19 protein-coding genes and 1 tRNA gene are annotated in these 20,449 nt (G+C 49.4%); 11 read left to right on the plus strand and 9 right to left on the minus strand.

Features of this window, described 5'->3' with window-relative positions:
* Nucleotides 1-20 precede the first annotated feature (20 nt).
* From AC2D8L_RS01370 to AC2D8L_RS01380, 3 genes are all read left to right on the plus strand, one after another.
* Nucleotides 21-311 carry an HlyU family transcriptional regulator gene (locus AC2D8L_RS01370; protein ID WP_484683660.1) on the plus strand — a complete coding sequence of 97 codons (291 nt, stop codon included), beginning with the start codon at nucleotides 21-23 and terminating at the stop codon, nucleotides 309-311.
* Nucleotides 312-417: 106 nt separating this feature from the next.
* Nucleotides 418-1,734: an MATE family efflux transporter gene (locus tag AC2D8L_RS01375; RefSeq protein ID WP_484683661.1), complete on the plus strand. Its 1,317-nt coding sequence runs from the start codon at nucleotides 418-420 to the stop codon at nucleotides 1,732-1,734.
* A gap of 138 nt (nucleotides 1,735-1,872) precedes the next feature.
* Nucleotides 1,873-2,832 (plus strand): M28 family peptidase, encoded by a 960-nt coding sequence (locus AC2D8L_RS01380; RefSeq protein WP_484683662.1) that lies wholly within the window; start codon nucleotides 1,873-1,875, stop codon nucleotides 2,830-2,832.
* Between the two features lie 2 nt (nucleotides 2,833-2,834).
* On the opposite strand, the gene AC2D8L_RS01385 is transcribed toward AC2D8L_RS01380, so the two are convergent.
* Together AC2D8L_RS01385 and AC2D8L_RS01390 are read right to left on the minus strand one after the other, a co-directional pair.
* Nucleotides 2,835-4,283, minus strand: a complete 1,449-nt coding sequence (locus tag AC2D8L_RS01385) for an MFS transporter (protein WP_484683663.1) — start codon at nucleotides 4,281-4,283, stop codon at nucleotides 2,835-2,837.
* A gap of 24 nt (nucleotides 4,284-4,307) precedes the next feature.
* Nucleotides 4,308-5,771: an MFS transporter gene (locus AC2D8L_RS01390; protein WP_484683664.1), complete on the minus strand. Its 1,464-nt coding sequence runs from the start codon at nucleotides 5,769-5,771 to the stop codon at nucleotides 4,308-4,310.
* Between the two features lie 291 nt (nucleotides 5,772-6,062).
* Between AC2D8L_RS01390 and AC2D8L_RS01395 the strand changes: the two genes are divergently transcribed.
* The 4 genes from AC2D8L_RS01395 to AC2D8L_RS01410 all read left to right on the plus strand — a co-directional run bounded on the left by AC2D8L_RS01395 (nucleotide 6,063) and on the right by AC2D8L_RS01410 (nucleotide 8,853).
* Nucleotides 6,063-6,701: a helix-turn-helix transcriptional regulator gene (locus tag AC2D8L_RS01395; RefSeq protein WP_484683665.1), complete on the plus strand. Its 639-nt coding sequence runs from the start codon at nucleotides 6,063-6,065 to the stop codon at nucleotides 6,699-6,701.
* A 61-nt stretch (nucleotides 6,702-6,762) separates the two neighbouring features.
* Nucleotides 6,763-7,377, plus strand: coding sequence for a LysE family translocator (locus tag AC2D8L_RS01400; protein WP_484683666.1), 615 nt, complete (start codon nucleotides 6,763-6,765; stop codon nucleotides 7,375-7,377).
* A gap of 187 nt (nucleotides 7,378-7,564) precedes the next feature.
* Nucleotides 7,565-8,017, plus strand: coding sequence for an ankyrin repeat domain-containing protein (locus AC2D8L_RS01405; protein ID WP_484683667.1), 453 nt, complete (start codon nucleotides 7,565-7,567; stop codon nucleotides 8,015-8,017).
* A complete protein-coding gene (locus AC2D8L_RS01410) occupies nucleotides 8,017-8,853 on the plus strand; it encodes a sulfite exporter TauE/SafE family protein (RefSeq protein ID WP_484683668.1) in 837 nt (278 codons plus the stop codon). Before AC2D8L_RS01405 ends, AC2D8L_RS01410 begins: the two co-directional genes overlap by 1 nt.
* 43 nt (nucleotides 8,854-8,896) lie before the next feature.
* Here the strand turns inward: AC2D8L_RS01410 and AC2D8L_RS01415 are convergent, their stop codons facing one another.
* The 3 genes from AC2D8L_RS01415 to AC2D8L_RS01425 form a co-directional block, all read right to left on the minus strand.
* The gene (locus AC2D8L_RS01415; RefSeq protein WP_484683669.1) at nucleotides 8,897-9,619 is read right to left on the minus strand and encodes an SIMPL domain-containing protein; all 723 of its coding nucleotides are present in this window, start codon (nucleotides 9,617-9,619) and stop codon (nucleotides 8,897-8,899) included.
* Nucleotides 9,620-9,708: 89 nt separating this feature from the next.
* Complete coding sequence (locus tag AC2D8L_RS01420) at nucleotides 9,709-10,125, minus strand: c-type cytochrome (RefSeq protein ID WP_484683670.1); 417 nt, start codon at nucleotides 10,123-10,125, stop codon at nucleotides 9,709-9,711.
* 110 nt (nucleotides 10,126-10,235) lie between these two features.
* The gene (locus AC2D8L_RS01425; protein WP_484683671.1) at nucleotides 10,236-10,562 is read right to left on the minus strand and encodes an ArsR/SmtB family transcription factor; all 327 of its coding nucleotides are present in this window, start codon (nucleotides 10,560-10,562) and stop codon (nucleotides 10,236-10,238) included.
* Nucleotides 10,563-10,802: 240 nt separating this feature from the next.
* Between AC2D8L_RS01425 and AC2D8L_RS01430 the strand changes: the two genes are divergently transcribed.
* Nucleotides 10,803-10,879, plus strand: a tRNA-Ile gene (locus tag AC2D8L_RS01430).
* Nucleotides 10,880-10,894: 15 nt separating this feature from the next.
* Here the strand turns inward: AC2D8L_RS01430 and AC2D8L_RS01435 are convergent.
* The 4 genes from AC2D8L_RS01435 to AC2D8L_RS01450 form a co-directional block, all read right to left on the minus strand.
* A complete protein-coding gene (locus AC2D8L_RS01435) occupies nucleotides 10,895-11,731 on the minus strand; it encodes a GNAT family N-acetyltransferase (RefSeq protein WP_484683672.1) in 837 nt (278 codons plus the stop codon).
* A gap of 52 nt (nucleotides 11,732-11,783) precedes the next feature.
* Complete coding sequence (gene glpD / locus AC2D8L_RS01440; RefSeq protein ID WP_484683673.1) at nucleotides 11,784-13,367, minus strand: glycerol-3-phosphate dehydrogenase; 1,584 nt, start codon at nucleotides 13,365-13,367, stop codon at nucleotides 11,784-11,786.
* A complete protein-coding gene (locus tag AC2D8L_RS01445) occupies nucleotides 13,364-14,125 on the minus strand; it encodes a DeoR/GlpR family DNA-binding transcription regulator (RefSeq protein ID WP_484683674.1) in 762 nt (253 codons plus the stop codon). Before AC2D8L_RS01445 ends, glpD begins: the two co-directional genes overlap by 4 nt.
* A gap of 102 nt (nucleotides 14,126-14,227) precedes the next feature.
* A complete protein-coding gene (locus AC2D8L_RS01450) occupies nucleotides 14,228-15,112 on the minus strand; it encodes a LysR family transcriptional regulator (RefSeq protein WP_484683675.1) in 885 nt (294 codons plus the stop codon).
* A 243-nt stretch (nucleotides 15,113-15,355) separates the two neighbouring features.
* On the opposite strand from AC2D8L_RS01450, the gene AC2D8L_RS01455 reads away from it, so the two are divergent.
* The 3 genes from AC2D8L_RS01455 to AC2D8L_RS01465 all read left to right on the plus strand — a co-directional run bounded on the left by AC2D8L_RS01455 (nucleotide 15,356) and on the right by AC2D8L_RS01465 (nucleotide 20,441).
* On the plus strand, nucleotides 15,356-16,708 hold the full coding sequence (locus AC2D8L_RS01455) for an FAD-dependent oxidoreductase (protein WP_484683676.1): 1,353 nt from the start codon (nucleotides 15,356-15,358) through the stop codon (nucleotides 16,706-16,708).
* Nucleotides 16,709-16,777: 69 nt separating this feature from the next.
* Nucleotides 16,778-17,728 (plus strand): TAXI family TRAP transporter solute-binding subunit, encoded by a 951-nt coding sequence (locus AC2D8L_RS01460; RefSeq protein ID WP_484685134.1) that lies wholly within the window; start codon nucleotides 16,778-16,780, stop codon nucleotides 17,726-17,728.
* A 79-nt stretch (nucleotides 17,729-17,807) separates the two neighbouring features.
* On the plus strand, nucleotides 17,808-20,441 hold the full coding sequence (locus AC2D8L_RS01465) for a TRAP transporter permease (RefSeq protein WP_484683677.1): 2,634 nt from the start codon (nucleotides 17,808-17,810) through the stop codon (nucleotides 20,439-20,441).
* Nucleotides 20,442-20,449 lie beyond the last annotated feature (8 nt).

Raw genomic sequence — 20,449 nt, forward strand, 5'->3', positions numbered from 1 at the left:
AAATTGTAACGGAGGCGCATATGTCATTTTTGAAGAAGCTATTTGGATTAGGTGGCGACGAAGCTGCGTCAGGTGAGCCAAAGGTTTTGGGTGAGGAAACCCATGAAGGTTATTTGATCAAGGCCACCGAAATGAAAGTCGGCTCAGAATATCAATTGGCGGGCACGATCGAAAAAGAAATCGCTGGTGAGCTGAAAACATCTACTTTCATTCGAGCAGATCGTTTGGGCAGCGCCGATTTGGTCAGCGCCGCAGCGATTGCTAAAGCCAAACAAATCATCAAAGAGCAAGGCGATAGTCTTTTTCTTTGAGGCACGCTAAATTCCTGATTGATCTGAAAACGGATAATGCAGTGCGCTTGCACGGCACCGTAGTTGCTCGTCTGGCCATCCTGCATCCCCGTCAGAAGTCGACCCCATGATCCAAGCCAAGTTCACGACGGGCAGTCCACTTCGGCACGTCATGGTTGTGTCTTTGACGTCGAGCCTTGGCTCGATGATTTTGCACACTGTTGGGTTTGTGGATCTTCTCTTCATTTCAATGTTGGGCAATGCCAGCCTTGCCGCTGCGGCAGGCTATGGTGGCGTGGTGATGTTCGCCGCAACAATGATAAGTGTCGGCGTTTCTACGGCGGCTGGGACATTGGCTGCAAGGAGTATTGGCGCAGGGCGACGCGGGGAGGCACGCCGTCAGGTGATGAGCACGTTGACCATCGGCCTGGTTTTGAGCTGCACCATCGTTGCACTTGTGTTAATCAATTTAGATGGCATTATTGGTTTGCTCGGTGCAGTAGGCGAAACCGCGCGGCTGACAAGATCCTTCCTTCAAATCCTATTTCCGATTATGCCGACCCTGATGTTTGGCATGATTTGCGGCACCATTTTGCGCGCCCACGGCGATGCTAAGCAGCCCATGATTTCGATTGCAATTGGTGGATTGCTCAATGCCGTTCTTGACCCGATATTGATATTTGGGTTTGGTCTTGGACTAGAGGGCGCAGCTTTGGCTTCAGTAGCCGCCTATGTCGCAATTCTGATTGCGCAGGTCACGCCGCTCATCCTCAAATATAATGGAATTGCAAAACCCAGTTTTAAGGGGGTCCGGCAGGATTTTCTGATTGTTGTGAAATTGGCTGTTCCAGCGATCATGGCCAATTTAGCAACGCCGATTGGTAACGCACTGATCACGCGGGAGCTGGCGAAATATGGCACAGAAGCGGTGGCCGGGTTTGCGATAGTCCGCCGGATCGTGCCAATCGCGTTTTCAGTTGTCTTTACCGTCAGCGGCGCAGTTGGGCCGATCATCGGCCAGAATTTTGGCGCCGGATTGAAACCACGTGTATTTGAAACCTTATTCGCATCGCTAAAATTCGTAACGGCATATATTCTTGTTGCGTCGGCCTTGCTGTTCATTTTGCGGGTGCCCATCGCGCAAATGTTTGGCATTGAGGGCGATGGGTTGTCGCTTGTCTTCCTGTTTTGCGGGCCGCTGGCGCTAGCTTTTACCTTTGAAGCTTGGCTATTTGTCAGCAATGCTGCGTTCAACACGCTCGGCCGTCCTGTATATTCTATGGTGCTGAATTGGGCCCGCCACACGATTGGCACTTGGCCTTTCATTTTGCTTGGCGCATATTTTTGGGGCGTGAACGGTGTTCTGATCGGCCCCGCGATTGGCGGTGCACTGTTTGCAATTGTTGGTGTTGTGCTGGCGAACCGCGTTGTTCAAAAGAGTTAGTTTTGAACGCTGCGATAAATTCTTACCCCACGACGAACAAAGTTGATCGCGATTTCTTCCAAGGGAATAGCGCAGCGTCATTGTGGCTGCTAAAGCTCATCAGCAGAATGTTCAGATAAAACTCGAATGGAATTCTGCATGAAGTTGACGATTAAATCGATGTTGATTTGCTCGGTTGTTACGATGGCGACAATGATGCCGGCATCAATAATGGGCCAAGAAACGGCACGTGCCAACATTGATCGGCTTCGGTCTGATGTGATTGCACTATCGACGAGTGTTCTCCCGCGACGCGCGGGCAATGCCGTTGGAATCGCCCAGGCGGCAGCGTTTATTTCAGAGAAGTTCAGTGAGACTGGATGCCGTTTATCTGATCAGGAATATGTGGCGGGTGGCGTGCCGCAGAAAAATATTATTTGCACGTTTGGCCCATTGGATAGCAGCCGCATTATCATTGGTGCGCATTATGATGTTGAGGGTGACCTGCCCGGTGCTGATGATAATGCAAGTGGTGTTGCAGGGATTCTTGAAGTCGCACGATTGCTGGAGCGTTATGAGGGCAAGCTTGCCAATCGAATTGACCTAATTGCCTATTCCACCGAGGAACTTCCATATTTCGTCGGCCCAGAGATGGGAAGCTTTGTGCATGCGAGCTCATTGCGTGCCGCAAACACTGACGTGAAATTCATGATGTCAGTTGAGATGATTGGATATTTCACAGACGAGCCCAACTCACAGGATTATCCAGATCCCGCAATGCGTGAGTTTTATCCCAGTGTCGGGAACTTTGTCGTAGTGGTTGGGAAGCAATCGGAACTCGATTTGGTATCCAACATTGCCGACATGTTAAGCGCCGCAGGGTCTGTCCCTGCGCTGCCGGTTGTGGCGCCTGATGACATTATTGAACAAACCGATTTGGTGCGATCCGATCACGGCAGTTATTGGCGCCAAGGATATACTGCTGTGATGGTTACTGACACGTCTGAATTTAGAAATCCACATTACCATAGATCAACTGATACTTATGACACGTTGGACTTTGAGCGAATGGCCGAAGTGGTAACCGGCATTTATCAAGTTGCCATTGGCTTTGAGTGAACTCAATTGGATGTTGTTGAGGCCGTTTCGGCAGGCTGATATTTTGGTAGCGTTAAACTAAACAGGGCAAATAGAGCGCCTATTGGGAAAAGTGTAAATGCCAACAACATTGCACCACCCGAGCGCATGGCTGTTTCGGCAGCGAACACGCTTTCGCTTGTTGCGCCATCAAACAGTCCAAATGTTAGAGCGCAAAAACCAGCGAGCGTTGCGCCGACGACAGCGCCGGTGAATTGCACAGGCGCGATGGCGCCCGAGGCAATCGATTTATGCTCTTGGGGCGCTTGGGTAATGATGATTTGGCGAATGAGTGGGCTCGATGCGCCGAACCCTGCGCCAATGAAAATCATGCCGATGGCAACAACTACATACGCGCCGAAATAAACAGCGGCGGCGCTTATCAAATAACCGGCCAAAATGGATGTGCCCCCCAAACGGATCGAAATAAGTTGGAGCCTATGATCTTCAATGCGATTGGCCATCCAGGCAAACAATGTCCACGAAAACGCGACCAATGCGACGGTGTATCCGGCAGCAAGTGGGGACAGGCCCCAAATCGATTGTATGAGCGCCACCATGTAAATATTGGCGGCACTCGAACCGACTGCGAAAAGCCCAAGTCCCATAAATGCTCGCCCCATATTGGAGTTGGGTGAAAATAGATTTGGCGGCATGAAACGGTTTTCAGCTTTTTGGTCAAACACCGCGAAGGCTACTAGCAATGTTGCAGATGATGCGATGATCAAAATCAACCAAACTAAATCCTGAACTTGCCCTGCGAAACCTGCGATCAGCAATGCGCTCATCAGCAGCAGTAAACGCCTTATTGGGAACTTGGTTTTTTCCGCTGACACTGCACTTTTGGGCAGATAGAATATGGCCAATAGGATCAGGATCGCGACCAGCGGTAGGTTAAATAAGAACGCCGCTCGCCACGAAACATATTGGGTCAGTGACCCAGCAAGGGCAGGGGTGGCGGCTGCTGCAACAGACCATAATGTTGAACTGAGGGCCAACATTCGGGGCAGAAGTTTTGCGGGCAAATGGTCGGCCAGAACAACATAAACGAGCGAGATCAACATGCCTTCTGCCAGCCCTTGCATACCTCGCGCAACGATGACCCAAAACAGGCTAGTAGCAAACCCGCCGAGCAACGAACCAGCGGCCAAGAGAATGCTGGCGGTTATAAAGATCGGGCGTGCACCAAACCGTAATTTGAAGTTGCCTGCCACGACACCTGCGCAAATTGAGCCGATTTGAAAGAGTGCAAAAAGCCAAAACATATATTCGCGTCCGCCCAAATCAAGCACGATTGACGGCGCGATGACGGCGGTGACATAGCCATTTACGGCGTGCGACGTAACGACCAGAATGTTCATCAGCGTGAGGGGCAGAAAAAGTTTAGAGAACAGCCCTAGTCTCTGATCGCTTTGGGTGGTTGTGGTTTGCATTTTTATCTCAAATGAAATTGTGATTTATGGCGTGGTGGTATCGGCAATTGGGGAGTTTTGCACAATTGAAGAATCGTCAAGCGGCAATAGGAATGTCATCACCATAGCAGGCAGGGCCAAGGCGAAGAAGATCAAATACATTTGAGGTGCAACCCTGATTGCAACGTCAGCGTCCAAAATGCCAAAGGTTGGGGTGCCGCCAAATAGGCCAAGCGATAATGCCAAAATGCTGGCAAAGGCGGCGCCTATTGCACCTGCCGCGCTATCAATTGGCGGCAACATGGACGAGGTTCTGTCTTTTTCGGCCCGTTCTGCGGCGTGCATGATCTTTTTTTCAAGGAACATGGTCGACGTGCCAAGACCGGTGCCCATCATAGCGAAACCGAGGCCCGTGATGACTAAATTCGCTTGTGCCCAACCCAAGGCGGTGAGTAGGAAACTAAATGTAATTAGGCTGACGCCAAGCCGGACGAGGCTGAGTTGGTTTTTGAGCGTGGTGACACCTGAAAGGCTCCAGGACGCAATTGACCACGTTGCTGCAAGAATGGATGCTATATAGCCAGCATTTATGGGGTTGAGCTGCCAAATGCTTTGCAACATTGCAACGGCATAAACAACGTGCCCGCCAGCAGCTAAACTAATTGAGATATTGATCCAAAACCCCAATCCAATGGTGTTTTTTGCAGTGAATATGAATTTGGGGAGCATCCGGTTGGCTGCTTTTTGATCTCGCCTGATGGCAAGTGTCAACAATGTAGCAGCGATGGCCAAAACGGCACCAATCTGAAGTGGATCATTCAACTGCCCGGTTAGGCACAATGCAGTAATCGCGGTTACGAACAAAACCATGCGGGCAATGGGCACGCGATTGGTTTTGGCGCTTGAGATTTCTTGTTTTACAGCAATGCGGGATTGGACAATCAAAATGAGGGCGATGAGCAAGTTGACAAGAAATGCCGAGCGCCAGCCAAAAGCTGCCTCAAGAAGGCCTGCTGCTAAGGGGCCAATTGCCGCCGCAACCGCCCAGACAATGGCCAAAACGCCAATCATGCGGGCCATAAGGTTGTTCTTGTAGCTTTCGGCAAGAATTATATAGGCAAGTGAGATCAACATGCCCTCTGCAAAGCCTTGAAAGCCGCGGCCGATAATTAAAAGCTCAAACCGATTTGCAAAGCCAGCAAAACATGATCCGATGATCAGCAGGATTGCTGCGAGATAGACGGTATGTCGGCCACCAAGTTTTGCCTTTATCTGAGCCGAGCCCATGCCACCGACAATTGCTGCGATTTGAAAAAGCGCCAAAGCCCAATACATGAGTTCTTTACCGCCAATATCGGCAACGATGGTGGGCAGAACGGTGCGCGTAACAAACAAGTTTGTCGCGTGGGAGCCGACAGACAGGATCAAAGTAAGGGTGAGCAATGCCCGACCTTCAATGAAAAGATCAACAAATCGAGCGTGCGCGTTGGCGTTTTGGTCGGTACTCATTTTGCAATACTGGCATAGAATTCGAAGTGAGAGTTTTGTTTTCCGCAACTTTCGCAATGGGGGGTGCCCTGTTTGATGAGGGGGACAGTATTCCCACCAAACAGGGCATAGTGATGCACAATTGATCGCGCAAAGGGAAACGCACTAGGGAGAGTGTATTGTGTTTTGCGGGGTGTCATATCGTGCCTCACTAATTAAATAAGATTTGTCTTTCTTAATTGAATAATGAAGATTATTTGACAAGTCAAACCTTTTTTTATTATGTTGCGCTAACAAATAAGGATTGGTTGGATGAAATTATCTGACGAAAAGACCATCGAACGACTTCTATTCCTCATCAAAACACGAGGCCCGCAAACAGCTGTGGCCCTTGGTGAGCTTGTCGGCACGACCTCTGTCGCGGTTCGACAACATATGGAAAAGCTTGCGCAAAATGGTTTGGTAACAAGCGAAGATAGGCGTGAAAGCGTTGGACGACCCAAAAAATATTGGCAATTGACGGAAAAAGGCGACCAGCGGTTTCCAGATCGACATGCCGATCTGACGCTCGAAATGATCAATTCGGTCGTTGAAATATTCGGCGAGGAGGGTTTGGACAGGCTTGTCGCCAAACGCGAGCAGCGGTCACTGGATGCTTACAATGCTGGCATATCTGTGCGTTCAAGTCTTAAGTCTAAAGTTGTGGCGCTTGCAAAAATGCGCGAAGCAGAAGGCTATATGGCGGAGGTTGAGAACACCGATGATGGGTTCTTGCTGCACGAAAACCATTGCCCAATTTGTGTTGCCGCAACCTCTTGCCAAGGCTTTTGCAAGTCGGAACTAAATTTGTTTCGAACAGTCCTGGGAGAAGGCGCAAATGTTCAGCGAGAAAGCCATATTGTTTCTGGCGCTCGTCGCTGCACCTATAGAATTTCTGAAAAGCAGGCATAGTGCGCCTTTCTGCCACAATTGATCGATTATGGTTGATCATTGATTTTTGAGGGCGGAAACGATGACATTTGAATATTTTTTGACCTGCATGGTGGTCATTCTGATCCCAGGAACGGGGATGGTTTTCGCGGTTGCTGTGGCAATCGCTCAGGGCTGGCGCACAGGCATTGTGGCAGCATTTGCAAGCACGCTTGGGATTGTGCCGCACCTAATGGCAGCTATTACTGGTCTAGCGGTTTTGATGCACACAAGTGCACTCGCTTTCCAGTTAGTGAAATATGTTGGCGTCGCTTATCTGCTCTATTTGGCTTGGCAAACTCTGCGCTCAAGTGGTCCAATAAAACTGGACGACACGCCCAAAGAGAAAGTCGCTCTTAAAAAGGTGATTATAAGCGGGATTGCCATCAATTCGCTTAACCCCAAACTTTCGATTTTCTTCCTTGCGTTTTTGCCACAATTTGTGAGCGTCAACACGACGAACAATACGGTTGAAATGCTTTTACTTGGCGGGATTTTCATGGCGCTGACATTCTTGGTTTTTGCCTTGTTTGCCGCGTTTGCGTTCTCCATTCGACAATTACTCACCGGTTCCCCCCGTTTTATGGCTTGGTTTCGTCGAACAGTTGCAATGAGTTTTGGATTGTTGGCCGCGCGGCTGGCTGTAGCTGAGCAATAAGCCAAGCCCTGTTTGTCAATAGGCGCTAGGTTAATCAGACATTCTTAGTCTTAATTGCATCAAATGCATCGGGTTTACGATTTGCTGGTGAACCTGTGCTAGTCTTGGCTCATGGGATTGCGTGATACCTGTTGGTTCTTGGGAAGTTTCGCGCAGAATTCTACAATTGGGGAGAAAGGTGTGCGTCATGAGACTGCTATTGCTTTTACCCTTGCTGGGGCTTCTTTTCGGCTGCGTGCAGCGGATGGGCAAAGAACCTACAATATTTCAAACGGTACGCAATAATGATGCGTCTGAACTTTCCTATTTGTTAGACAGCGGTGCCGATCCGAACCAAAAGAATGGAATTGGCGAGCCGTTGATTTTTGTTGCATCAGGTCCAAAAGGCGGGTTGCCGGTTGTCGACCTACTGCTGCGCGCTGGCGCAGACCCCAATGCTAAGTCTTCAACCGGTCGGACTGCGCTGCACAATGCTGCGGGTTGGTGTTCGGTATTTGTTGTTGAGATACTAATTGAAGGCGGCGCAAATCCGCATTTATTGGCAGATGATGGACGTACCGCGCTAGACGCCACTTGCAGTGCCCCGCAGGATTCGCGAAAAATGGTCATCGATCAATTACGGGCCGCAATGAGTAGATAATGGATCAAATAACAGAACTAGTGCCTACGCTTCTTCCGATGGCGCTTTGGCTTTTGGGGGCAGGGGTTGCTGCTGGAGTTATGGCAGGGCTTTTGGGCGTCGGCGGCGGCATTGTTATGGTGCCGGTAATGGCGACCATTTTTCAATTGATGGGCATTTCACCAGATATCATCATGCATATCGCAGTGGCGACGTCGCTTGCTGTGATTGTGCCGACGGGGCTTTCAAGCGCGAGGTCACATGCAAAGCGGGGTGCAGTATCGCGTGAATTGTTGGTCCTTTGGGCGCCGGCAATGGTTATCGCGTCATTCCTAGGTGGGCTTAGCGCCGGGCTTTATTCAGCATTTACATTGCGGATCATTTTTGGCGTGATGGCGTTTTTTATCGCGATTAATTCTGTTGTGCCGCTACAAAAAATGCTGATGGGCGGGCTATCGAAATCATCCATGACCCATCGCATCAGCGCGACATTTATCGGCTATATTTCCTCTCTGATGGGCATTGGAGGGGGCTCGCTAAGTGTGCCGACCATGACAGTTCTGGGCACACCGGTTCACACCGCTGTGGGCACCAGCTCGGCGCTTGGCGTGTTTATCGCGCTGCCTGCAGCAATTGGGTTTGTCATTTCAGGTTGGAACGTTGCCGAGTTACCCGTTTTGTCTATTGGGTATATATCTATCCCAGCAATGGCGATGTTAGCGATTGGGGCCATTCTGTTTGCCCCAGTTGGTGCGCTAATTGCGCATAAATTGTCAGCGGCGCTTCTTAAAAAGGTGCTGGCGGGATATTTGTTGATTGTTGGGACGCGCATGATTTTCCAAGCGCTGTTCGGGTAAGCATTTTGGGGCAGCATTTGCGCCGCCCCAAAATTCACAGTACTTATTCTGATATCTGCCAGGTCACATTGACGGTAATTGCATAATCAAGTTCACCGGCTTGTACAGGAACCGAGTCTGACATTGCCATTTCCATACGCGCCATCTTGCCGAACGGCTGTGGCGTGTGTCCTGAATTCTCAGAGATGTTTAAAATTCTGTCTAGATTTACGTCGGCTGCCTCTGCGTAAATTTGCGCATTCTTGATGGCTTCAGCAATCGCATTTTTGCGTGCCTCATCCAACAATTTCATCGGATCTGCAACGGCGAAGCTTACGCCATTTACCGAGTTGGCGCCAACGGTCACAGCTTTGTCTAAAACTTCACCAAGATCGTCGAGCTCCAGCACACTTACGGTGACCATATTTGAAACACGATACCCGTCGATTTTGGGCGGCAGGCCGTAGCCATTTTCGTCCCGTTTGTCCGAATGGACATAGTTTGGGTGAACGGAAAAATTGGATGTTTGGATGTGCTTGGCTTCGATGCCCGCGCCTTTCAACACATCAATTAGCGCGCTCATGGCTTGGTTGTTTGCGCTCAGCGCATCGCGGGCCGTTTCGCCTTGGGTTACAACACCAGATGTGATGATGGCCATATCGGGCGCAGCGGTGACACTGCCCGTGGCGCTGATGTTTATCGTGGCGATGTCATCTGCAGCCGTCGCCTGTTGAGCGCTCAAAGCGATTATTATGGCGGTGGAAAGGGGAAGCAATTGCTTTAACATTTTTGTCTCCGTTCGAAAAATGATCGATCTGAGACTTGCCAGAATATTGCGGCCCGATTGGGGCAGGGCCGCAATAAGATTGTCGTTCGTTATTCGCTTTTGGCGGCGCTGACCGCTGGGTCAAAATCAGGCGAGAATTGAAGCAAATAGGCAATCAAATTGTCCTGATCTTTTTCTTTTTTTAAGCCTGCAAATGACATTTTTGTGCCCTTGAGAAACGCCTTCGGCTTGGTGACAAATTCTTTCATATTGTCAACATTCCACACCAATTCGGTTTCGCCTGCTTCAAGCATCGCTTTTGAATATTTAAACCCATCAACTGCGCCTGCTGCGCGGCCGAAAACATCATTCAACGCAGGGCCGACCTTTGATTTTGCGTCTTCGCCAACCATATGGCAGGCTTTGCATTTTTTGAATATTTTTTCGCCTTTTGCAGCATCGCCATCTGCAAATACGGGGGTGGAAAGCGCGATGAAAGCGGCGGCAAGAATCGGGAATAGTTTCATGGAAATTACCTTACATATTGGTCATTGGCGCCAACATGTATCAAACAGAACAGTGCGGCAATGCCATCAATTGCCGCACTTGAGGAGCCGTGAATTTTTATAATTGCTAGTTAGCAGAAAGTGCCGTGCACCGTATTTATGATTGCCCGAACGCGGTCATCAGCCAAGGAATAATAGATGGCTTTTCCGTCCCTTCGGGTTTGAACCAGACCTTCTTGACGCAGGCGCGCCAACTGTTGCGATACCGCAGCCTGGCGCGCCTCCAATAGATCTTCAAGTTCAGAAACAGAGGCTTCACTTTCTGAAAGACGGCATAGAATCATCAACCGCCCTTCGTGTGCAATCGCCTTAAGAAAAGCAGACGCTTCAGCTGCAGAGTAATGCAGGTCGTTGCTTATTGGGGTTTTGGAGCTGATTTCAATTGCTTGTATTGACATAAACCTACCCGATCGAGGCGTATACTGCCTCTTATTTGTATTAATAAAAAATGAGAATATGTGTCAGGCAGCATATTCACTTAAAACATAGATAAAAAAATTTCCTCAAATTCTCGTGGCAATCAAGGCCAGTTTGAGGAACCCAACTAAATATAATGTTATTCAAATTCTCAAATGTGAGCAAGCGCGCATTTTGTGCTTTTAAATTCTCGATCAGCTTGCTATTAGCTGGGCCGGGTTGGGCCTGTAGCTCAGTTGGTTAGAGCCGACCGCTCATAACGGTCTGGTCGTAGGTTCGAGTCCTACCGGGCCCACCATTTTTTACAAATTCGTTAGAGCTGTTTGAACATTTCAAATTGGCGGGCGACGATTGTTGCTTTTAGTTTATCCATTAGCGCTTTAGTGGCTTGGTCATCGCTATCGACATTTGTGTAGGAAAACTGTTCGAGCTGTTGCTGGGCAGCGAATTCTGCCAGTAGTTGCGTTGCGATGGACTTGCGCCGATATTTGGGGTCAACGGCCAATTGCATAATGGCGCCCGAGGCAGTTGCCGTAAGAAATGCGACCATGTTGCCGTCAACTTGTGCGGTGAGGCATATGGCTTTTAGGCCGGCAATTTGGATGGCCTCGTCTGCGGCCTGCCAACTGGGTTCAAATTGTTTGAAAGGGGCGATAAATTCGCAGATCGCTGCCCAATCAGTTTGAACAAAATCGAACTGACTTTCACCCGTGCTAATTGGTGCGTCAAAGCGGTAACAATCGAGTTCTCGTTTTGGTCGATTGCCCAGTTTTTCATAGAGTAGTTTTGCGCGCATGTTGGTGGTGAGCACTTCAAATTGTAGTGACGCTATCCCCGCATCTCTCATCAGTTGGTCGCTGGTTTTTGACAACTTTTTCGCCAGGCCTTTGCCACGGGCTTGGGGCCGTGTACCACTCATTGCTAGGTGGCCACGGTTGTTGCGTTGGGCAATCGCCCAAAATGCAATTACTTGATCATCCTCGATCGCTATTGCGGACAATTCGGGCACGAAATGCCGAAGATCCAACATGTCATTGAACTGTTCAAACGTCGGCTGCAGAGGGATATCGTAATCCGAAAATGCATCGCACATCGCGTCGTGCAATTGGTGTCGATCAACTTGATCTGCTGTTGTAAACTGAATGCCCATAATCACTCAAATCTTCATGCAAAAATGCATACTGAATGAGGACAAGAAACTGTCAACGGCTTTTCAGTTTTTGAACGATGTAATCTTCGATTTGTTGCGTTTGTTGTTCGTCTACGCGTAGACCCATTTTGGTGCGGCGCCAGAGATAATCTTGTGCCGTCATCACCCACTCATTTTCGACGACCCAGTCTAACTCTGCAGCATATACGCCGTGACCGAAATGTGTGCCGAGTGCTGGCTCCTCTGACATGCCCGCAAATATGTGGTCGGTGTCCGTGCCATAGGCGCGGACCAATCGACGGGCGGTTTTGTGTTCTAAGAAGGATAATTGTTCAATAAGTTTATCAACAAGATTGTCGAATTGATCATGCGCAAAATCTCCGCCGGGAAGGGGAGCGCGTTCTGTCCATTCGTCTTTGATCGTGGGGAAGAAATGCGCGAATTTGGCGATGGCCGACTCGGCAAGGCGTCGATATGTGGTGATCTTGCCGCCAAAAATGTTGAGCGCAGGTGCTTCGCCCGTTTGGTTAAGCTTCAACACATATTCGCGGGTCGCAGCGGTGCTTGAGGATGCGTGATCATCATAGAGCGGGCGGACGCCGGAATAGGTCCAGACAATATCGTTCGGCGTGATACTTTTTTCAAAATATTTCGAGGCGAATTTGCACAAATATTCTTTTTCTTCTTCGCTACATTCAGGTTTTGTCGAAACATGATCGTGGTCCTGGTCGGTGGTGCCGATCAGGGTGAAATCTTGCTCATATGGAATCGCAAAAATTATTCGCCCATCCTCACCTTGGAAGAAATATGCTTTGTCGTGGGCAAACAGTTTTTTCGTAACAATATGGCTTCCACGAACCAGGCGAACACCCTCAGTGGTTTTGATGTGGGCGAGATCTTTGATGATGTGCTCAACCCACGGACCGCCTGCATTGACCAGCAGTTTTGACTTGAACGTCAGTTCTTCGCCCGTGATTTGATCTTTAGTGGTGATGGTCCATTCGCCGGCTTTAGACGTTGCGTCAATTACCTTTGTGCGGGTCATGATTTTTGCACCGAGGCGTTTTGCGTCGCGCGCGTTTAGTACAACCAATCTACTATCCTCGACCCAACAATCCGAATATTCATAGGCATGTTCAAATTTCGATTTGAGGGGAGCGCCAACGGCGGCCGATTGTAGTTTGACGGTTTGGGTGCCGGGCAATATTTTGCGTCCACCCATATGGTCGTAAAGGAATAAACCAAGGCGAATTAGCCATGCTGGCCGTTGGCCTTTGGTCCAGGGCATCGTGAAGTTGAGTAGCTTAGACGTTGGGGTTTCACCCTCAAAGCGCATATCAGGATGGTAGGGTAATACAAAGCGCATCGGCCAAGAAATGTGTGGCATGGCGACCAATAGGTTCTCCCGCTCAATCAGTGCTTCTTGGACCAACCGGAACTCAAAATACTCCAAATAGCGTAGACCGCCATGGAACAATTTAGTGGATGCAGACGAGGTGGCAGAGGCCAAATCATTCATTTCAGCTAGGGCAACCGACAGTCCACGCCCTGCTGCGTCCCGGGCAATGCCACAACCATTGATGCCACCGCCAACGACGAAAAGATCATAGATTTTTTCAGCTTTTTGTTCACTCATTCGTTTGGTCCTGTGACTAAGATTTGCGTGTTTGCATCAAGTGCGGCCTGGGTAAATGCTTCTGAGGGTTGCCTGCTGGTTACAACGAAGTCCAGATGTTCCAACGTCGTGATGCGCACCGGTGCATTGATTTCAAATTTTGTGTGATCAATGACAAGAATACGCGTCCGGGCATTGTCCAGAATGGCTTTGGCGACGGCGACTTCGCGTGGATCAAAATCCAGCACCGAACCATCATCGTCAATAGATGAGGCGCCGATGACAGCATAGTCTGCTTTGTAATGTGCGATGAACTCAACGGCGTCCTCGCCAACTATTGCCCCGTCTTTTTGGCGTACGGTGCCGCCAATTTGGGTGAGGGTGCGCAGTGTCGCCGACTGCATAATGCCAACAATGTTGGTGTTGTTGGTGATGACATGAAGATCCTTGTGGCCCAAAAGGGCGGTGGCGACTTGTTCGGTTGTAGTGCCAATGTTTAGAAACACTGCGCTGGCATTTGGGATCAATTTTGCGGCGTGAACTGCAATGGCGTTTTTGGCGGCCATATTGTCTTGCCTTCGTGCTTCGTAGCTTGAAGAGGCAGTTGATTTAAGCCGCCGAGCGCCTCCATGCATTCTCGTGGCTAGGCCGCGTTGGCACAGGGAGGCAAGGTCACGCCTAATCGTTTGTTCGGTGACAGCGAACTTTTTGGCAAGCTCGATCACATCGACTTGTCCAGCTGCATTAAGCTGCTCAATGATTTTGTCAGTTCTTGTCATTGGTGACTCAGGCACGGGATTGTTTGTTTGAGCTACACCCTATGATGTTCATTCGAACATTTCAATGATCAATATTTGATCAAATGAACCAATGTGGGGGATCTATATGACTTGAAGTGCAGTTCGAGTGAGTAGTTCTTGAAAAATGCGCAGAACAGAAGATTTTTCGTTTTCCGGCAAGTAACTTGCTGAGATATCAAAACCAGGTAGGTTTATGGTTTCTGTGATTTCGATATCGGTTCCAGCGTTTGCGCGCGCGGAAAAGATATCCACAATGGCAATCCCTAAGCCAACCCGGACCAGCGAAATGGCAGTGTGATAGGTTTCAGTTGCCAAGACGGGACTGGCCATAAGTCCAGCATTTTCCTTAGCTTGATCAAGCAATTTCCCCAGCGGTCCACTATCAGCGATTGAAACAAAGTCATCTTTTGTGACCAAAGAAATATCGGGGGTCGATTTTACGTCCATCCGATCTTGTTGACTGACAATGACAAACCGCCCACGCCCGAGTTTACTGGTTCTTGTTCCGGGCAATTCTCCACCATAGAAGGACAGGGCTAAGTCGATATCCTGGCGCAACAATGCTTCGCGCATCGTGTCGTAACGCATCACGCTCGCCTTAATCGCGACGTGAGGGAAGGACTGCCTGAGCGCGGCAAGCGCCAAAGGCAAGAGTTGAAATGATAGCGCAGGCACAACACCGATGCGGATGGAAAGGCCAACGCCTTCGTCCATGTTTTCACAAATTTGGGTGACTCGTTCCACTTGTTGCATCACGCTTTCTGTGTGCGAAAAGAGAAGCTTTGCTTCGTCACTCGGCACGATGCGTTTTCCTAAGCGGTGAAATAGCTGGAAGCCCAATTGGTCTTCTGCGTGCCGAAGCGCATTGCTAACGGCTGGTTGGGAAATGTTTAGGGCCCGAGCAGCGCCACTGATTGTGCCTTCCACCATGATCGTGTGAAATAGTTCTATGTGCCGTAAGTTCATAGTGCCTCGCCTCCCAAAATTGGAATTCACCCTGCTTCATATATAACTCAGGATTATATGAAGCCAATGTATTATTATTTACCTTTTGGTTAGAAATTTCATAGGCTCGACTCAATGAGGGTGAATAGGGCGTACTAAATTGATGTTTCTTCCGGCGAGTATTCAAAGTCGAAACGTTATGCTTTGGCGGCATTTTGGTGCCTCATCTTATTTGCGCGAAACGTCGTGGCGGCGTGGCAAATAATGAACTTTCCCAACAATCCTGAAGTTAATGCAAAGCCTCACAAACCAACGATTTTGATCGTAGGTGCCGGTATTGTGGGCGCAACGACCGCATTGGCTCTTGTGGAACGTGGGTTTTACGTCACAATCATCGAACGCGATGAGCATGTTGCGAGTGCAACAAGCAAAGCAAATGGCGCGCAGTTGAGCTATGGCTATGCTGACGCGATGGCTTCGCCGGGTTTGATCGGCATGGCGAGCCGCATATTGATTGGGCAAGAACCGGGCATGAAGTTTCGCCTAAGGCCCAGTCTACATAACTATTCTTGGCTTTCGCAGTTTGTCGCTCAAAGTTCCAAACGGCGCTTTATGCGCAATACTGCGGCTAGTTTAGAAATTGCGGTTCGTTCAAAAGAGCAAATGCGCAAATGGCGCGAACGGTACAACTTTGAGTTTGATCACAATATCGGTGGCAAGATTCATATCCTGCCTGACCAAAGTGCAGTTGAGGGCGCAAAAGAATTAATGACGCTAAAGTGTCAGTTTGGCATTAAGCAGACATTGTTGTCGCCAGAAGAAGCTTTGGTTGTTGAGCCGTCACTTGCTCATTTTGGCGGCAAAATAGCCGGGGCAATTTTTACCGAATGTGAAGAGGTCGGTGATCCACGGCGTTTTGCTGAAGCGGTAATCCAACACATCCTGTCGCTCTCATCTAACAATCGGTTGTTGCGCGGATGTACAGTTGAAGACGTGCTTGATGATAATGGCAAAATTTCCGGGTTGAATACGAGCCGCGGCCAGATGAGTGCTGATGGATATGTGTTTGCGACGGGCCATTGGATGCCCAAATTCGCCAAATCGCTTGGTTTGGATCTGCCGATTGTGCCGGTTGCAGGTTACAGCTTGACGTATCCTATAGGGCCAAACGCCCCTGAAAACAGCATCACGGATGTGAAGGGCAAAGTTGTTCTTTGCCAGCTGGGTGACAAAGTGCGTATAGCAGGTCTTGCGGATATCGGTGAGACGCGTATGCGGGTTCTGAATGACCGTCTTGCACAATTGAAAAACGTGCTGACGACGCGATTTCCGGGCGCGGCTGAAATGCAAGGTGATGGCGAGCCTTGGATCGGTCATCGACCAGTTACGCCAAACTCGCAGCCCATCGTTAAGCAATCAAAACTCGAAAATGCATTTGTCAATTGCGGACACGGCACGCTTGGCTGGACCATGGCCGCTGCATGTGCGGTGCAACTGGCGGAAGAAATTTGTACGCATTTTGGCGGTGTTGCCAGTTTGCGCACAATAGATACGATTGATCAGGCAAATGAAAAGAGTGCTGTTTCAAACAGCCACGAGTTTGCTCGGTCAGCGTAAGATACATGCCCAACAAGGTATGAATAACTGAAACGTCTAAAGGGAGAACACGACGTGAAAAAAATAATTATGAGTGCTGCGATTGGCGCAGCAATGGTTGTAGGGGCGGCGGTGCCGTCTTTTGCACAACAACAGTTTATCTCCATCGGTACTGGTGGCGTAACAGGTGTTTACTACCCAACTGGTGGCGCGATCTGTCGTTTGGTCAACAAGAACCGCAAAGAGCACGGTATTCGTTGTGCTGTGGAATCTACAGGTGGTTCAGTTTACAACATTAACACAATTCGCCAGGGCGAGCTTGAGTTTGGTGTTGCACAATCTGATTGGCAATATCACGCGTTTAACGGCACTTCAAAATTTGAAGAAGCTGGTGCGTTTACAGATCTACGTGCTGTATTCTCTGTGCACCCAGAGCCATTTACAGTTGTGGCACGCGCAGATTCGGGCATCAAAAACTTTGCAGACCTTAAGGGTAAGCGCGTAAATATCGGTAATCCAGGTTCGGGTCAGCGCGGCACAATGGATGTTGTGTTGAACGCACTTGGTTGGACAACCGGGGATTTTGCTTTGGCGTCTGAATTGAAAGCTTCTGAGCAATCTCAAGCACTTTGCGACAACAAAATTGACGCAATGATCTACACAGTTGGTCACCCTTCCGGTTCGATTTCTGAAGCAACGACTTCATGTGATTCAGTATTGGTGAATGTTACTGGCCCTGAGATCGACAAGTTGATTGAAGACAACGCATTCTACCGGACAGCAACAATTCCAGGTGGCATGTATCGCGGAAATGACGAAGACACCACAACATTTGGTGTTGGCGCGACATTTGTTTCATCAGCTGCTGTTGCAGATGACGTTGTTTACGAAGTTGTAAAAGCAGTGTTTGACGACATTGACGGCTTCCGCAAACTGCACCCTGCATTTGCTAACCTTGATCCAAAGCAAATGGCTAAAGACGGTCTTTCAGCACCGATCCACGCCGGCGCTGCGAAATATTACGCAGAGAATGGCATGTAAGCCAGAATGTTTGAGGTGGCGCACTTTGCGCCACCTCTTGCCTATTAGGCACATATTTTAGGGGTTCTGGGAGGGGCATATGAGCGACACAAATCAAAATAAGAACGCACCATTGAGCGATGAGGAACTAGAAGATCTGGTTGCCTCCACGGATAGCGGTGCGCGCAATCCAGCTGGGGCAGTCGGCAAATTAATCGCCGGCATTGCGTTATTCTGGGCACTTTTTCAGTTGTGGATCGCTTCACCGCTGCCCTATACGGCGATTGGTCGTATTATCCCTGTTCTAAATGACACACAAACGCGCTCGCTACACTTAGCGATTGCTGTGTTCTTGGCCTTCATGGCCTATCCGGCATTCAAATCGAGCTCACGATCCCGCATTCCCATTTATGATTGGGTGTTGGGCATTGTTGGAGCGCTTTGTGCTGGCTATGCATTTTACGCTTATCAAACTTTGTCCGATACGGGCGCACAAGGCCTACCAACGACCCTTCAGTTGGTGATGTCTGGTGTTGGTCTATTGATCTTGCTTGAGGCTGCACGACGCGCACTTGGGCCAGCTTTGGCCATCGTGGCCTTGATTTTCCTCGTCTATGTTTTCTTTGGTTCTGAAAGCTTCATCCCCGACGTTATCCGTTGGAAAGGGGCAAGCTTTTCTAAAGCCATGAGCCATATGTGGCTAACGACCGAGGGTGTGTTCGGCATTGCCTTGGGCGTGTCGGCAAGCTTTGTGTTTTTGTTCGTATTGTTCGGCTCGCTGCTCGATAAAGCGGGTGCCGGCAATTACTTCATTCAAATCGCCTTTTCGCTATTGGGTCACCTTCGCGGTGGACCCGCGAAAGCTGCAGTTGTTGGCTCTGCGATGACCGGGTTGATCTCAGGCTCTTCGATTGCCAACGTGGTAACCACCGGCACTTTCACCATTCCTTTGATGAAGCGTGTTGGGTTTACCTCGGAGCAAGCCGGATCGGTTGAAGTTGCTTCGTCAGTAAATGGTCAGATCATGCCACCGGTTATGGGCGCCGCGGCGTTCCTGATGGTGGAGTATATCGGCATTTCATATGTCGAAGTGATCAAGCATGCCTTCTTGCCGGCCGTCGTTTCTTACATCGCGCTTTTGTACATTGTGCATTTGGAAGCCTTGAAGAAAGGTATGACAGCGCTGCCTAAGCCTGTGCAGCAAACCAAAACGTTGATCCAGCAGTTGCTATCAACCTTCATTGGTTTTGCAATTTTCGGCGCCCTTTGTTTTATCATCTATTATGGCATTGGCTGGATGCGGGATCTATTCGGTGAGAACGCTTCGATTATCCTCACATTGGCGACATTAGCAATTTATGTTGGCATGGTTGCGATGGCTGCACGTAAGCCTGATCTAGCAATGGATGATCCAAATTCTGAGATTGTAAAACTACCAGTATATGACGACATTAAGGGTACTGGCCTTCACTACATTCTGCCAATTGTGGTGCTTGTTTGGTTCTTGATGATCGAGCGGAAGTCGCCGGGACTATCTGCATTTTGGGCCTCGGCGCTTTTGATCATTATTCTGCTGACACAAAAGCCGCTTAAGGCTCTGTTCCGCAAATCGGGTGATGTAGCGGCTGAGTTTAAAGAGGGTTTCGACGATTTGATCGCGGGCATGATTGCTGGTTCACGTAACATGATCGGGATTGGTGTCGCAACCGCCACGGCGGGTATTATTGTTGGTACAGTTACATTGACGGGCGTTGGCCAAGTTATGGCTGAGCTTGTTGAATTCCTATCCGGTGGCAACCTGATCATCATGTTGATGTGTGTTGGCGTGATCAGTTTGATCCTGGGCATGGGCTTGCCCACCACCGCCAACTATATCGTAGTGTCATCGCTGATGGCGGCTGTTGTTGTAGAACTTGGTGCACAAAGCGGATTGATCGTGCCCCTTATCGCGGTTCATATGTTTGTGTTCTATTTCGGCATTATGGCTGACGTGACGCCCCCGGTGGGGCTCGCCAGTTTTGCCGCAGCAGCCGTTTCCGGCGGCGACCCAATCAAGACCGGCTTTACTGCATTCTTCTACAGTTTGCGCACCGTTGCCTTGCCTTTCCTCTTCATCTTCAACACTGATTTGTTGTTGATTAATGTGGGGTGGATTGACGGCATATTCATCTTCATTGTGGCCACAGTTGCGATGCTCTTATTCGCGGCGGGGACGCAGGGTTATTTCTTTGCGAAGTCTCGCAAGTGGGAAAGCGCATTGCTAATCCTGATTGCGTTCACATTGTTCCGACCCGGTTTCTTCCTTGATTACGTGCAACAGCCTTATCAAACTTCTGCGGCGACGCAGTTGGAAGAAGTTGTTGGGGCAGCGCCAGTTGGTAGCGACATTCGGATTGTGGTCAGTGGACCCGACTTCGATACGGGCGAACTCAAAGATGTGACGGTCATATTGCCCGTAACTGAAGACGGCGATGGCGCAACAAGGCTGACGGGTGCTGGTATCACAACCTTCCCAGAGGGCGAGATTGTGAAACTGGACGAACCATTCCCTGGAACACCATATTTCGAGAAACTTGGTGGGTTTGACTTCTATCTAGACGAGCCGGTTGAAATCAAATCAGTGCAAACTGCTGCTGATCGTATGCCGAAGCAAATTTTCTACATTCCAGCACTCTTGCTGCTTGGATTTGTGATTATGCTGCAACGTCGCCGTCAAACTCAACCCGCGTTTTAAGGAGAACT

The sequence above is a fragment of the Maritalea sp. YIW29 genome, assembly GCF_057219265.1.

What these genes read in the sequence shown, in the direction of transcription:
- AC2D8L_RS01415 (WP_484683669.1), bottom strand. Translation starts at nt 9,619, where the DNA reads ATGTTAAAGCAATTGCTTCCCCTTTCCACCGCCATAATAATCGCTTTG.
- AC2D8L_RS01410 (WP_484683668.1), top strand. Translation starts at nt 8,017, where the DNA reads ATGGATCAAATAACAGAACTAGTGCCTACGCTTCTTCCGATGGCGCTT.
- AC2D8L_RS01375 (WP_484683661.1), top strand. Translation starts at nt 418, where the DNA reads ATGATCCAAGCCAAGTTCACGACGGGCAGTCCACTTCGGCACGTCATG.
- AC2D8L_RS01380 (WP_484683662.1), top strand. Translation starts at nt 1,873, where the DNA reads ATGAAGTTGACGATTAAATCGATGTTGATTTGCTCGGTTGTTACGATG.
- AC2D8L_RS01435 (WP_484683672.1), bottom strand. Translation starts at nt 11,731, where the DNA reads ATGGGCATTCAGTTTACAACAGCAGATCAAGTTGATCGACACCAATTG.
- AC2D8L_RS01425 (WP_484683671.1), bottom strand. Translation starts at nt 10,562, where the DNA reads ATGTCAATACAAGCAATTGAAATCAGCTCCAAAACCCCAATAAGCAAC.
- glpD (WP_484683673.1), bottom strand. Translation starts at nt 13,367, where the DNA reads ATGAGTGAACAAAAAGCTGAAAAAATCTATGATCTTTTCGTCGTTGGC.
- AC2D8L_RS01395 (WP_484683665.1), top strand. Translation starts at nt 6,063, where the DNA reads ATGAAATTATCTGACGAAAAGACCATCGAACGACTTCTATTCCTCATC.
- AC2D8L_RS01405 (WP_484683667.1), top strand. Translation starts at nt 7,565, where the DNA reads ATGAGACTGCTATTGCTTTTACCCTTGCTGGGGCTTCTTTTCGGCTGC.
- AC2D8L_RS01465 (WP_484683677.1), top strand. Translation starts at nt 17,808, where the DNA reads ATGAGCGACACAAATCAAAATAAGAACGCACCATTGAGCGATGAGGAA.
- AC2D8L_RS01400 (WP_484683666.1), top strand. Translation starts at nt 6,763, where the DNA reads ATGACATTTGAATATTTTTTGACCTGCATGGTGGTCATTCTGATCCCA.
- AC2D8L_RS01455 (WP_484683676.1), top strand. Translation starts at nt 15,356, where the DNA reads ATGAACTTTCCCAACAATCCTGAAGTTAATGCAAAGCCTCACAAACCA.
- AC2D8L_RS01385 (WP_484683663.1), bottom strand. Translation starts at nt 4,283, where the DNA reads ATGCAAACCACAACCACCCAAAGCGATCAGAGACTAGGGCTGTTCTCT.
- AC2D8L_RS01370 (WP_484683660.1), top strand. Translation starts at nt 21, where the DNA reads ATGTCATTTTTGAAGAAGCTATTTGGATTAGGTGGCGACGAAGCTGCG.
- AC2D8L_RS01460 (WP_484685134.1), top strand. Translation starts at nt 16,778, where the DNA reads ATGAGTGCTGCGATTGGCGCAGCAATGGTTGTAGGGGCGGCGGTGCCG.
- AC2D8L_RS01420 (WP_484683670.1), bottom strand. Translation starts at nt 10,125, where the DNA reads ATGAAACTATTCCCGATTCTTGCCGCCGCTTTCATCGCGCTTTCCACC.
- AC2D8L_RS01390 (WP_484683664.1), bottom strand. Translation starts at nt 5,771, where the DNA reads ATGAGTACCGACCAAAACGCCAACGCGCACGCTCGATTTGTTGATCTT.
- AC2D8L_RS01450 (WP_484683675.1), bottom strand. Translation starts at nt 15,112, where the DNA reads ATGAACTTACGGCACATAGAACTATTTCACACGATCATGGTGGAAGGC.
- AC2D8L_RS01445 (WP_484683674.1), bottom strand. Translation starts at nt 14,125, where the DNA reads ATGACAAGAACTGACAAAATCATTGAGCAGCTTAATGCAGCTGGACAA.